This is a genomic window from Chitinimonas koreensis (genome assembly GCF_014353015.1).
Lineage (GTDB): Bacteria > Pseudomonadota > Gammaproteobacteria > Burkholderiales > Chitinimonadaceae > Chitinimonas > Chitinimonas koreensis.
The window spans coordinates 326,436-338,481 of the sequence record NZ_CP060704.1 but is presented as its reverse complement, the minus strand read 5'-3'; the positions used below and the strand labels follow the sequence as shown (position 1 = coordinate 338,481).

Annotated in this window: 11 protein-coding genes, 1 pseudogene and 1 riboswitch; of the genes and pseudogenes, 5 read left to right on the top strand and 7 right to left on the bottom strand. The window is 69.3% G+C overall.

Going from position 1 to position 12,046, the window contains the following annotated elements; all coding sequences use genetic code 11:
* Positions 1–26: 26 nt before the first annotated feature.
* Positions 27–1,922, bottom strand: a pseudogene (gene thiC / locus H9L41_RS01385) (phosphomethylpyrimidine synthase ThiC); the annotation flags it as partial.
* 43 nt (positions 1,923–1,965) lie between these two features.
* Positions 1,966–2,064: riboswitch (TPP riboswitch) on the bottom strand.
* A gap of 148 nt (positions 2,065–2,212) precedes the next feature.
* Here thiC and H9L41_RS01380 point away from each other — a divergent pair.
* Positions 2,213–2,863: a protein-L-isoaspartate O-methyltransferase family protein gene (locus H9L41_RS01380; RefSeq protein ID WP_028445774.1), complete on the top strand. Its 651-nt coding sequence runs from the start codon at positions 2,213–2,215 to the stop codon at positions 2,861–2,863.
* 214 nt (positions 2,864–3,077) lie between these two features.
* Here the strand turns inward: H9L41_RS01380 and H9L41_RS01375 are convergent, their stop codons facing one another.
* Genes H9L41_RS01375 through H9L41_RS24260 form a run of 4 tightly spaced genes read right to left on the bottom strand, consistent with a single transcriptional unit; the run spans position 3,078 to position 4,811 of the window.
* Positions 3,078–3,941 carry a lysophospholipid acyltransferase family protein gene (locus H9L41_RS01375; RefSeq protein WP_028445773.1) on the bottom strand — a complete coding sequence of 288 codons (864 nt, stop codon included), beginning with the start codon at positions 3,939–3,941 and terminating at the stop codon, positions 3,078–3,080.
* A complete protein-coding gene (locus H9L41_RS24270) occupies positions 3,938–4,102 on the bottom strand; it encodes a hypothetical protein (RefSeq protein WP_265583917.1) in 165 nt (54 codons plus the stop codon). Before H9L41_RS24270 ends, H9L41_RS01375 begins: the two co-directional genes overlap by 4 nt.
* Positions 4,045–4,563 carry an LpxL/LpxP family acyltransferase gene (locus tag H9L41_RS24265; protein ID WP_265583916.1) on the bottom strand — a complete coding sequence of 173 codons (519 nt, stop codon included), beginning with the start codon at positions 4,561–4,563 and terminating at the stop codon, positions 4,045–4,047. The genes H9L41_RS24270 and H9L41_RS24265 overlap by 58 nt, the downstream gene beginning before the upstream one ends.
* 35 nt (positions 4,564–4,598) lie before the next feature.
* Positions 4,599–4,811 carry a lysophospholipid acyltransferase family protein gene (locus H9L41_RS24260; protein WP_265583915.1) on the bottom strand — a complete coding sequence of 71 codons (213 nt, stop codon included), beginning with the start codon at positions 4,809–4,811 and terminating at the stop codon, positions 4,599–4,601.
* Between the two features lie 94 nt (positions 4,812–4,905).
* Between H9L41_RS24260 and metK the strand changes: the two genes are divergently transcribed.
* The 4 genes from metK (at position 4,906) to hslU (ending at position 8,680) form a co-directional block, all read left to right on the top strand.
* Positions 4,906–6,075 carry a methionine adenosyltransferase gene (gene metK / locus H9L41_RS01365; protein ID WP_028445771.1) on the top strand — a complete coding sequence of 390 codons (1,170 nt, stop codon included), beginning with the start codon at positions 4,906–4,908 and terminating at the stop codon, positions 6,073–6,075.
* A 202-nt stretch (positions 6,076–6,277) separates the two neighbouring features.
* Positions 6,278–6,511 (top strand): hypothetical protein, encoded by a 234-nt coding sequence (locus tag H9L41_RS01360; RefSeq protein WP_028445770.1) that lies wholly within the window; start codon positions 6,278–6,280, stop codon positions 6,509–6,511.
* A gap of 107 nt (positions 6,512–6,618) precedes the next feature.
* Positions 6,619–7,152, top strand: coding sequence for an ATP-dependent protease subunit HslV (gene hslV / locus H9L41_RS01355; RefSeq protein WP_028445769.1), 534 nt, complete (start codon positions 6,619–6,621; stop codon positions 7,150–7,152).
* A 226-nt stretch (positions 7,153–7,378) separates the two neighbouring features.
* The gene (hslU, locus tag H9L41_RS01350) at positions 7,379–8,680 is read left to right on the top strand and encodes an ATP-dependent protease ATPase subunit HslU (RefSeq protein WP_265584083.1); all 1,302 of its coding nucleotides are present in this window, start codon (positions 7,379–7,381) and stop codon (positions 8,678–8,680) included.
* Here hslU and H9L41_RS01345 read toward each other — a convergent pair.
* Both H9L41_RS01345 and H9L41_RS01340 read right to left on the bottom strand, forming a co-directional pair.
* Entirely contained in the window at positions 8,668–9,948 is a 1,281-nt protein-coding gene (locus H9L41_RS01345) for a putative bifunctional diguanylate cyclase/phosphodiesterase (RefSeq protein WP_265584082.1), read from the bottom strand. The genes hslU and H9L41_RS01345 overlap by 13 nt on opposite strands.
* A gap of 29 nt (positions 9,949–9,977) precedes the next feature.
* Positions 9,978–11,939 carry a PAS domain-containing protein gene (locus H9L41_RS01340; RefSeq protein WP_265583914.1) on the bottom strand — a complete coding sequence of 654 codons (1,962 nt, stop codon included), beginning with the start codon at positions 11,937–11,939 and terminating at the stop codon, positions 9,978–9,980.
* Positions 11,940–12,046: the final 107 nt, after the last annotated feature.

Here is a 12,046-nt window from a genome sequence, read left to right as displayed (position 1 = left end):
CCGTCAGGCCTTGTGATAGACCTGCGCCCCTGCTTCACGAATTCAATGGACTTCACTTCCATCCCCTTGCGCAAAGCCTCCTCCTCGGCAATCCCCTGCTTCTCGGCGAAGTCGCGCACATCCTGGGTGATCTTCATCGAGCAGAAATGCGGCCCGCACATCGAGCAGAAGTGCGCCACCTTGGCGCCCTGCTGCGGCAGCGTCTCGTCGTGGTACTCGCGGGCGCGGTCGGGGTCGAGGCCGAGGTTGAACTGGTCTTCCCAGCGGAATTCGAAGCGCGCCTTCGACAGGGCGTTGTCGCGGATCTGCGCGCCCGGGTGGCCCTTGGCCAGGTCGGCGGCGTGGGCCGCGATCTTGTAGGCCATGATGCCTTCCTTGACGTCGTCCTTGTCGGGCAGGCCCAGGTGCTCCTTCGGCGTCACGTAGCACAGCATCGCGGTGCCGTACCAGCCGATCTGGGCCGCGCCGATCGCGCTGGTGATGTGGTCGTAGCCCGGCGCGATGTCGGTGGTCAGCGGGCCCAGCGTGTAGAACGGCGCCTCGTCGCACCACTCCAGCTGCAGGTCCATGTTCTCCTTGATCAGCTGCATCGGCACGTGGCCGGGGCCTTCGATCATGGTCTGCACGTCGTGCTTCCAGGCGATCTGGGTCAGCTCGCCCAGCGTCTTCAGTTCGCCCAGCTGCGCGTCGTCGTTGGCATCCCAGCCGCTGCCGGGGCGCAGGCCGTCGCCGAGGCTGAAGCTGACGTCGTAGGCCTTCATGATTTCGCAGATTTCCTCGAAGTGGGTGTAGAGGAAATTCTCGCGATGGTGCGCCAGACACCACTTGGCCATGATCGAGCCGCCGCGGCTGACGATGCCGGTCATGCGCTTGGCCGTCATCGGCACGTAGCGCAGCAGCACGCCGGCGTGGATGGTGAAGTAGTCGACGCCCTGCTCGGCCTGCTCGATCAGCGTGTCGCGGAACAGCGCCCAGGTCAGCTCCTCGGCGCGGCCGTCGACCTTTTCCAGCGCCTGGTAGATCGGCACCGTGCCGATCGGCACCGGGCTGTTGCGGATGATCCACTCGCGCGTCTCGTGGATGTTCTTGCCGGTCGACAGATCCATGATGGTGTCGGCGCCCCAGCGGGTGCCCCAGGTCATCTTGGCGACCTCTTCCTCGATGCTCGAGGTGACGGCCGAGTTGCCGATGTTGCCGTTGATCTTCACCAGGAAGTTGCGGCCGATGATCATCGGCTCGCTCTCGGGATGGTTGATGTTGGCCGGGATGATGGCGCGGCCGCGGGCCACTTCCTGCCGCACGAACTCGGGCGTGATCTCCTGCGGGATCGCGGCGCCGAAGCCCTGGCCCGGATGCTGGCGGGTCAGCAGCTCGACCATCCGGTCGGCCAGCTTGCCGCCCGCCTGCCGCAGCGACTCGATGTATTCCTTGCGCTTGAGGTCCTCGCGGATGGCGATGTATTCCATCTCCGGCGTAATGATGCCGCGGCGCGCGTAGTGCATCTGGGTGACGTTGGCGCCGGCGCGGGCGCGCAGCGGCTTGCGGGTCAGCTCGAAGCGAAGGTGGTCGAGGCCGTGGTCGGCCTCGCGCTCGCGGCCGTAGTCGCTGCTCATGCCGGCCAGCAGCTCGGTGTCGTTGCGCTCGGCGATCCAGCCGGCGCGCAGCGGGGCGAGGCCCTTGCGGATGTCGATCTGCACCGCCGGGTCGGTGTACGGGCCGCTGGTGTCGTAGACGTAGATCGGCGGGTTCTTCTCGCCGCCGAAGCTGGTCGGCGTGTCGGTCTGGGTGATCTCGCGCATCGGCACGCGCAGGTCGGGCCGGCTGCCTTCGACGTAGACCTTGCGCGAAGCCGGGAAGGGCTGCACCGACGCTTCGTCGACGTGGGCGGTCTGGGAGAGGAACTTGTTGTTGGGCGCGTTCATCGGGAAGAACTCCATGAACGGCGGAGAGAAGGCGGGGTACGGGCGCTGCCGTGCGACGCTTCCCTACGCCGGTGTTAACCGGATCAGGTGCTGAGGGTCTTTCTCATCCACGGCGACAGCCGCGGAACCCCTAGCGTCTTGTACGGCCGCCGCGAGGAAAGGGCGGCCGGAAGTCCTGCGAAGCTAAGGCAACTATGGAATAATTACAAGGATTTAATTGTCGCCCCACAGCCCCTGATTTGACGAACGCCGCCCCTGAGCGGCGTTCTGGTTTGAGAGGAATATCCGCGATGGATTGGGAAAACGCCCGCTATCTGATGGTCGAGCAGCAGATCCGCCCCTGGGACGTGCTCGACCTGACCGTGCTGAGCCTGCTGTCCGAGGTGAAGCGCGAGGACTTCGTGCCGGCCGCGCACCGCGAGCTGGCGCTGATCGACATGGAAATCCCGCTGGGCAACGGTTCGCGCATGTGGCAACCCAAGCTCGAAGCGCGCGCCGTGCAGGAAGTCGGCCTGACAGGCAGCGAACGCGTGCTCGAGATCGGCACCGGCGCCGGCTACCTGGCCGCGCTGCTCGGCAAGCTCGCCAAGCACGTCTACTCGGTGGAGATCGACGCCGCGCTGGCCGAGCAGGCGCGCGGCAAGCTGGCCGCCGCCGGCATCGACAACGTGACGGTCGAGACCGGCGACGCCGCGCGCGGCTGGAGCAAGCACGCGCCCTACGACGTGATCGTGGCGGCCGGCTCCTACCCGACCACGCCGGACTTCCTGTTCGAGCAGCTGGCCGAAGGCGGCCGCCTGTTCGCCATCGTCGGCGAGGAGCCGGTGATGAGCGCCACGCTGTTCGAGAAGAAGGCCGGCGCGGTGAGCGCGACCAAGCTGTTCGAGACCGTGGTGGCGCCGCTGCAGAACGTGCCGCAGCCGGAGCGGTTCAGCTTCTGATCCGTTGCGCGCCGGTCGCTGCAAATCAAAAAGGCCCGCTGGCAAGCGGGCCTTTTCATTTGGCGCCCGTGCCCGTGATGGCCAGTGCAGACGGGCATAAAGCGCATCGATCGGGGTAGGTCGGGTTTCATACCCGCCAGCGGTCTTTGCATGCGGCGCTGTCGGATATGAAACCCGATCTGCATGAAGCGCGCCCGCTGCCGGCGGCGGCGCCCTAGTAGAACCCCGCCTCGCCCTCCGGCCGCGTCTTGAAGCGCTTGTGCAGCCAGAAATACTGCGCCGGCTGTTCGAGCACCTGCGCCTCGATCACCGCGTTCATGCGCGCCGCGTCGGCCACCACGTCGTCGCTGGGGAAATCGGCCAGCGGCGGCTCGATCACCAGCGTGTAGCCGTCGGCCTCGCGGCGCGGATAGCACGGCAGCGCCACCGCGTCGGCCGCCTTGGCCAGGCGCGACAGGCCGGTGATGGTGGCGGCCGGCACGCCGAAGAAGGGCGCGAACACCGAATCGCGCGCGCCGAAGTCCTGGTCGGGCAGGTAGTAGAAGCGGTAGCCCTGCCGCAGCGCCTTCAGCGCCGGGCGGATGCCGGCCTGGCGCGACAGCACGATGCCGGTGTCGAAGCGCAGCCGCTTGTGCTCGACGTAGGCATCGAGGCCGGCGTCCTTCTGCTTGGAATAGATGCTGACCACCGGCGTCTCGAGCGAAACGCGCAGGCCGGCCAGATCCAGCCCGGTGAAGTGCGGCATGCACAGGATCACCGGCCGGCCGTCGAGGGCGCGCAGGTGCTCCAGGCCCTCGATGCGCATCAGCCGCTTCAGCCGCTCGCGCGACGAAAACCAGCAGTAGCCGTACTCGAGCAGCATGCGGCTGATCTCGACGAAATGCCGGCGCAGGATGCGCTCGCGCTCGGCCTCGGCCATGGCGGGGAAGCACAGCCGCAGATTGGTCTGGCCGATGCGGCGGCGCGAGCCGGCCAGCCGGTAGAGCAGCCAGCCCAGGATCGAACCGAGCGCAGCCACCGCGCGGAACGGCAGCCAGTGGATCAGCCACAGGAGGCCGGCGACGAGACGGGCGGTCATGCGGCGGCTCCCGGCGCCGGCGCACCGGCCGGCTGCTTGTAGCGGTTGTAGCTCCACAGGTACTGCTCGGGCGCCAGGCGGACCAGCGCTTCGACGTTGCGGTTCAGCGTCGCCGCGTCGCTTTCGCGGTCGCCGCCGAAGCTGCCCTGCAGCGGGTACACGCGCAGCGCGAAGCCGCGGCCCAGGGCAGCCGCTCGGCGAAGAAGAACAGCACCACCGCGCCGGTGGCGGCCGCCAGCCGCGGCAGCAGCGTCATGGTGTAGGCCGGCCGGCCGAAGAAGTCGGCCCAGACGCCCTCGCCGGCGCCGGGCGCCTGGTCGGGCAGGATCACGGTGGCCTCGCCGCCCTTGAGCGCCTTCATCAGCACCCGCACGCCGGCGGCGGTGGCCGGCGCGGTGCGGCCGTTGTCGCGCACGCGGCCGGCCTGCATCAGCGGCTCGAGCCAGCCGAGCTTGGGCGGCCGGTACATCGCGGTCAGCGGGTAGGGCAGCCGGCTGCTGACGTAGCGGCCGGCCACGTCGAAGCCGCCGAGGTGGGGCGTGACGAAGATGATCGGCTTGTGCGCGGCCAGCGCGGCCTCGACGTGCTGCCAGCCCTCGCAGCGGCGCACCAGCGCGGCCACCGCGTCGCCGGGCCGGCCCCAGGCGGCGAGCAGCTCTAATGCCCCTTGCCGTGGTGGACGATACTTCGATGTAGCAAGTGGTTATAATCGCGCCCGGCCGCGGCCAGCCCGCTGGCGCGCAGGTTCTCAGCCAGCCGACGTCGATAGCCCCCGTCCAGCCAGTAGCCCAGCCAGCCCAGCGCCGCGCCCAGGCCGTGCAGCAGCCAGAGCGGCCAGCGCGCCAGGAACTTCAGTAGTAAAGTCAGCATCCAGGTCTACGAATCAATCAGTAAATCCGCGCATTTTAGCGGGTTTAGCCATCCAGCCGCCCCGCATGCGGCGCAGCGACAAGAGGAAATATCCATGCGCGAGTTTCTGTTCACCTCCGAATCGGTCTCGGAAGGCCATCCCGACAAGGTCGCCGACCAGGTGTCCGATGCCATCCTCGACGCCATCCTGGCGCAGGACAAGCATGCGCGCGTCGCGGCGGAGACCCTGGTCAACACCGGCCTGTGCGTGCTGGCCGGCGAGATCACCACCCACGCCAACGTCGACTACATCCAGGTCGCGCGCGAGACGATCCGCAGGATCGGCTACGACAATTCGGAACTCGGCTTCGACTACAAGGGCTGCGCGGTGCTGGTGGCCTACGACAAGCAGTCGCCCGACATCGCCCAGGGCGTCAACGAAGGCCAGGGCCTGGACCTCGACCAGGGCGCCGGCGACCAGGGCCTGATGTTCGGCTACGCCTGCGACGAGACGCCGACGCTGATGCCGGCCGCGATCTACCTGTCGCACCGGCTGGTGCAGCGCCAGAGCGAGCTGCGCAAGGACGGCCGCCTGCCGTGGCTGCGGCCGGACGCCAAGAGCCAGGTCACGCTGCGCTACGACGCCGAGACCGGCCGCCCGGTGGCGATCGACACCATCGTGCTGTCGACCCAGCACCACCCGGACGTGGCCTACGACACCATCCGCGAGGCGGTGATCGAGGAGATCGTCAAGCCGGTGCTGCCGGCCGAGCTGGTGCAGGGCGAGATCAAGTACTTCATCAACCCGACCGGCCGCTTCGTCATCGGCGGCCCGCAGGGCGACTCGGGCCTGACCGGCCGCAAGATCATCGTCGACACCTACGGCGGCGCCTGCCCGCACGGCGGCGGCGCGTTCAGCGGCAAGGATCCGTCCAAGGTCGACCGCTCGGCCGCCTACATGGGCCGCTACATCGCCAAGAACATCGTGGCCGCCGGCATCGCCCGCCAATGCCAGGTGCAGGTCGCCTACGCGATCGGCATCGCCCAGCCGGTGTCGATCATGGTGGACACCTGGGATACCGGCCGGATCAGCAACGAGGCCATCGTCGAACTGATCAAGCGCCACTTCGACCTGCGCCCCAAGGGCATCGTGCAGACGCTGGACCTGTTGCGCCCGATCTACTCCAAGACCGCCGCCTACGGCCACTTCGGCCGCGAGGAGCCGGAGTTCAGCTGGGAAGCGACCGACAAGGCGCAGGCGCTGCGGGCCGACGCCGGGCTGTGATACGCTGAGGCACGGTTTCCCCCAAGGACAGGCCCGGACCGCTCGGTTCGGGCCTGTTGCATTTGGGCAGCCCCGCCGATCGCGGCCGGCCTGCAACGGAAGCCGACTCGAAGCGGTCGCCGGCTGCTGGCAGTGCCGTGAACCACGGTGCCCCGCCGGGCCAGGACGGCCGAAATCATCCCGGAAATCTTAGGAGTCAGGCATGCGGTACAAGATGTGGATGCTGATGCTGGGCGCAGCCCTCGCAGCGGCAGGATGCGCGACCTCGAGCCAGCTGGAGCAAAACCAGGAGGAAGCGCGCGAAGAACCCGAATACGTGACCGGCAGTTCGATCCCGCGTCGCGGCAGCGGCGACGTGCGCAAGGCTGAGGCGCAGGACGTCATCGACAAGGCGCGGCAAGCACGCAGCGTCACCACCAAGGGCCCGGGCGGCTGAGTTTGTCGCAGCCGCCGCTCAAGGCGCTTCGTTCAGGGCCGGCTGTTGCAATTGCGCGCCGGCCCCCATCTACCGGACTATCGCCCAACCCAACGGATAGTCCTTCCATGCAGCAATTCGACGGCACCACCATCGTCTCGGTGCGGCGCGGCGACTCGGTCGCGCTCGGCGGCGACGGCCAGGTCACGCTCGGCAACGTAGTGATCAAGGCCACCGCGCGCAAGGTGCGCAAGCTCTACCACGACCGTGTGCTGGTCGGCTTCGCCGGCGGCACCGCCGACGCCTTCACCCTGTTCGAACGCTTCGAGGCCAAGCTCGAGAAGCACCAGGGCCACCTGTTGCGCAGCGCGGTCGAGCTGGCCAAGGACTGGCGCACCGACCGCATGCTGCGCCGGCTCGAGGCGATGCTGATCGTGGCCGACAAGAGCGCCACCCTGGTCATCACCGGCAACGGCGACGTGCTCGAGCCCGAGCAGGGCATCGCCGCGATCGGCTCCGGCGGCGCCTTCGCCCAAGCCGCCGCCAAGGCGCTGTTCGAGAACACCGAACTGCCGGCCGACGTAGTGGTCAAGAAGGCGCTCGAGATCGCCGGCGAGATCTGCATCTATACCAATCACAATCATGTGATCGAAAGGCTGTGAGGCGTGAAGTGTGAGGAGTGAGGGGTAACCCCATCCCCACCCCAGCCCTCCCCTTGAAGGGGAGGGGGTGTGCAGCGACGGAAACGACGATCGCCGAGCATGGATACGGCGCTGCCCCGCTCCTCCCCTTCAAGGGGGAGGCTGGGAGGGGGATGGGGTTACACCTCACTCCTCACCCCTCCCTCCTCACCGAACACGCCATGACCACCGAAATGACCCCCAGGAAATCGTCCACGAACTCGACAAGCACATCGTCGGCCAGGATCGCGCCAAGCGCGCGGTGGCCGTCGCGCTGCGCAACCGCTGGCGGCGCCAGCAGGTGGCCGAGCCGCTGCGGCACGAGATCACGCCGAAGAACATCCTGATGATCGGCCCGACCGGCGTCGGCAAGACCGAGATCGCCCGCCGGCTGGCGCGGCTGTCCAACGCGCCCTTCATCAAGGTCGAGGCGACCAAGTTCACCGAGGTCGGCTACGTCGGCCGCGACGTCGACAGCATCGTGCGCGACCTGGTCGAGATGGCGCTCAAGCAGACCCGCGACCTGGCGGTGAAGCGCGTGCGCACGCTGGCCGAGGACGCCGCCGAGGAACGCGTGCTCGACGCGCTGCTGCCGCCCTCGCCGCGCCCCTTCGGCACGGTGGAGCCGGCCGCGCCCGAGCACGGCGAGACGCGGCAGAAATTCCGCAAGATGCTGCGCGAGGGCAAGTTCGACGACAAGGAGATCGAGATCGAGGTGGCCGACGGCCAGCCGAGCGCCGAGATCTTCGCGCCGCCCGGCATGGAGGAGCTGACCAGCCAGATCCAGAGCATGTTCCAGGGCATGCAGCAGCAGAAGCGCAAGCACAAGAAGCTCAAGGTGGCCGAGGCGATGAAGCTGCTGGTCGAGGAGGAGGCCGGCCGGCTGGTGAACCAGGACGACCTCAAGGCCGAGGCGCTGGCGGCGGTCGAGCAGAACGGCATCGTCTTCATCGACGAGATCGACAAGGTCACCAGCCGGGCCGAGGGCAGCGGCGCCGAGGTGTCGCGCCAGGGCGTGCAGCGCGACCTGCTGCCGCTGGTCGAGGGCACCACGGTGTCGACCAAGTACGGCATGGTGAAGACCGACCACATCCTGTTCATCGCCTCGGGCGCCTTCCACCTGGCCAAGCCGAGCGACCTGATCCCCGAGCTGCAGGGCCGCTTCCCGATCCGGGTCGAGCTCGATTCGCTGTCGGTGGCCGATTTCGAGCAGATCCTGACCGGCACCGACGCCTGCTTGACGCGCCAGTACCAGGCGCTGCTGGCGACCGAGGGCGTCGAGCTCGAATTCGCCGCCGACGGCATCCGCCGGCTGGCCGAGGTGGCCCACCAGGTCAACGAAAAAACCGAGAACATCGGCGCGCGGCGGCTCTATACCGTGATGGAACGGCTGCTCGAAGACGTCGCCTACGACGCCCGCGCCGGCCGCGTCGCCATCGACGCCGCCTTCGTCGACGGCCGGCTCGGCGCGCTGGCGCAATCGGAGGATCTGGCCCGCTACGTGCTGTAGCAGCCGGTCGGCTCGACCGCCGGCAAGGCGGGCAGCCCGTCGCGCAGCAGCACGGCGAAGTCGTCGGCCGGCAGCGGCCGGCTGAAGTAATAGCCCTGGATCAGCTCGCAGCCCTGTTCGCGCAGGAAGTCGAGCTGCTCGCGCGTCTCCACGCCCTCGGCCACCACCTCCATGCCCATCCGGTGCGCCAGCCCGATCACCGCGCCCGCCAGCATGGCGGCGCCGGGCCGCTGCACCAGTTCGCGCACGAAGGTCTGGTCGATCTTCAACACGTCCATCGGGAAGCGCATCAGGTAGGACAGGCTGGAGTAGCCGGTGCCGAAATCGTCGAGCGCCAGCCGCAGCCCGGCCGCCTTCAGCGCGCGCAGCGTCGCGGCCGCCGCCTCCGGCCGTTCCATCAGCACGCTCTCGGTCAGCTCCAGCTCGATCTGGTCGGCCGTGACGCCATGGCGCGCCAGGGCCTCGGCGACCACCGTCTCCACCTCGCCGGACATGAACTGGCGAGCCGACACGTTGACCGCCACCGGCACGACCGGCAGCCCCTGCGCACGCCAGCCGGACAGGTCGGCGCAGGCGCGGTCGATCACCCAGCGGCCGATCTCGCCGATCAGCCCGCATTGCTCGGCCAGCGGGATGAAGGTCGCCGGCGGAACCGCGCCGCCTTCGTGCGGCAGCCAGCGCAGCAGGGCTTCGGCACCCGCGATGCGGCCGCTGCCGGCCTCGACCTTGGGCTGGTAGTAAAGCTGGAATTCCCCGCGCTCCAGCGCGTGGCGCATGGCCGCCTCCAGCGCCAGCCGGGCCTGCGCCTCGGCATTCATCTCACCGGTGTAGAAGCAGAACTGGTTGCGGCCCTGCGCCTTGGCCCGGTACATGGCGGTGTCGGCATTGCGCAGCAGCTCGCCGTCCTCGCAGCCGTCCTCCGGGTAGATGCTGATGCCGATGCTGCCGGTGGCGTAGACCTCGTGGCGGCCGTCCAGGAGGAAGGGCGCGGTCAGCGCCGCCAGCAGGTCGCGCGCCACCACGGCCGCCCGCTCGGGCTGCTCCAGCCCTTCCAGCAGCACCAGGAATTCGTCGCCGCCGAGCCGGCCGAACAGATCCTCTTCGCGCAGCCGGGCCCGCAGCCGGGCCGCCACCCCCAGCAGCAGCTCGTCGCCGGCGTGGTGGCCCAGGCTGTCGTTGATATTCTTGAAATGGTCGAGATCGAGATAGAGCACCGCCAGCCGGCTGCCGTGGCGCTGGCAGCGCTGCAGCGCGCCTTGCAGCCGCAGGTTGACCTGCCGCCGATTGGGCAGGTCGGTCAGCGGATCGTACTCGGCCAGTCGGGCCAGCTCGGCCTCGCTGCGCTTGAGCCGGCTGATGTCGGTGAATACGCCGACGTAGTGGGCGGCCTGGCCGTCGGCATCGCGGACGGCGTTGATGCTGAGCCATTCGGGAAGATCTCGCCGTTCTTGCGGCGGTTCCAGATCTCGCCCTGCCAGCTGCCGGTGGCGATCAGCGTCTGCCACATCGCCGCGTAGTCGGCCTCGGTCTGCCGGCCGGAATGCAGCACCCGCGCGGTCTGGCCGCGTATTTCGTCCTCGCGGTAGCCGGTGATGACGCTGAAGGCCTGGTTGACGTGCAGGATGCGGCCACGCGCATCGGTCACCATCACGCCGTCCTGGGTACTGCTCACCACCATCGCCGCCTGCGCCAGCTGGGCCTCGGCCTCTTTGCGTTCGGTGATGTCGCGGGTGATGGCATAGATGCCGCGGACCGTGCCGTCCGGGTCGCACAGCGGCCCCTTGGTGGTCATGTAGGTGCGCACGCCGGCCGGCGTCGACACGGCCTCCTCGTAGGTGCGCGACTGGCCGGACGCCATGACGGCGCGGTCGTCGGCCACGAAGGCGGCCGCATACTCGGGCGGGAACAGCTCCTCGTCGAGGTGGCCGACGATCTGCGACTCGCCGAGGCCCAGCGCCCGGCAGGTGGCGGCGTTGGCCAGGATGTAGCGGCCCTCGCGGTCCTTGGCGAAGATGGCGTCGCTGGAGGCGGCGGCGATGGCGTCGATCAGCTGCAGCGTGCGCAGTCGTTCGGCCTGCGCCTGCCGCAGCAAGGCGGCCTGGGCCAGGCCGCGGCGCTGGTAGAGATAGGCGGCGGCAGCCCCGGCCAGCAGCAGCACCAGCAGGTAGCTGCCGACCAGCCGGCCGATGTCGCGTTCGCTGCCGGCGAACAGCTCGCTGCGGTCCATCTTGGCCAGCAGGAACCAGTGGGTGCCCGGTACCTGCTGCGCCACGCCGACCGAGGGCCGGCCACGGTAGTCGATGCCCTCGACCGGCTCGCCGAGCGCGATCTCGCCCCGCAGCGCCCGCGCCGACAGCAGCTCCGGCGCCGCAAGCGACAGGGTGAAGCCGGCGCCCGCATCGGCCCGCCGGTAGCGGACCGGGTTGAGCACCAGCACCTGGTCGCCGGCGCGGCGGAACAACAGCACCTCGGCGCTGGTGCTCGGCAACGGCCAGTCGCCGAAGTGGGCGAACAGCGAATCGGCCGGGTCGAAGCGGACCACCGCGAACACCGGCGGGCCGCCGGCTGCCGGCGTCAGCGCCACCGCGAAATCGATGTGCCAGCGCTGCGCATGCTTGAACAGGCCCGAATGCGGCATCCCGCCGCTGCCGGCCTGCCGCAGCAGGTCGCGCCAGCCGGCATCGGCCGGCGGCTCGTCGCCGGCCTGGCCGGCCAGCACGCGGCCGTCCGCGTCCACCAGCCAGATCCCTTTGGCGCCGAAGGTCCGGCCCAGCGCCTGCAGCCGCGCCGACACGGCCGCCGCCGGCCCGCCGGGCCAGCCATGCGGCAGGTCGATGCTGTCGCGCAGGCTGGCCGTCTCGCGCGCGCGCACCGCCAGCCAGTCGGCCACCTCCTGCCGCTTGAGCCGCGAGACCGCGCGCAGATCGGCCATGCTGGCGGCCTGGCGGCTGGCCCGGGCTTCGCGCACCTGGTTCGCGCCGACCGCCACGATGGCCAGCGCCAGCGCGACGAAGAGCGCCAGCAGCGGCCAGGGGCTGCCGGCCGGGACGGGGCGCGGCGGCGGCGCATGGCGCAGCAGGCCGTAGATCAGCACGGTGGTGAGGGCGACGAAGCACAGCCCCTTGTAGCGGCCGATCCGGGCGAAGGTCTCCAGGTCGGCGACCAGCGCCATCAGCAACTGGTCGGAAAACAGGATCCAGCCGATGCCGAGCAGCAGATAGCAGGCTGCCACCCGGATCGCCCGCAGATCGGTTGCCATGCGTCCTTCTCCCCGCCGGGCCGGCCGCGACCATCGCGGCCGCCCCCCGACGCTGCCAGTGTAGGCAATGATGCGGCGCGCGAGGACTGGGATCGCTACGAGTAGGC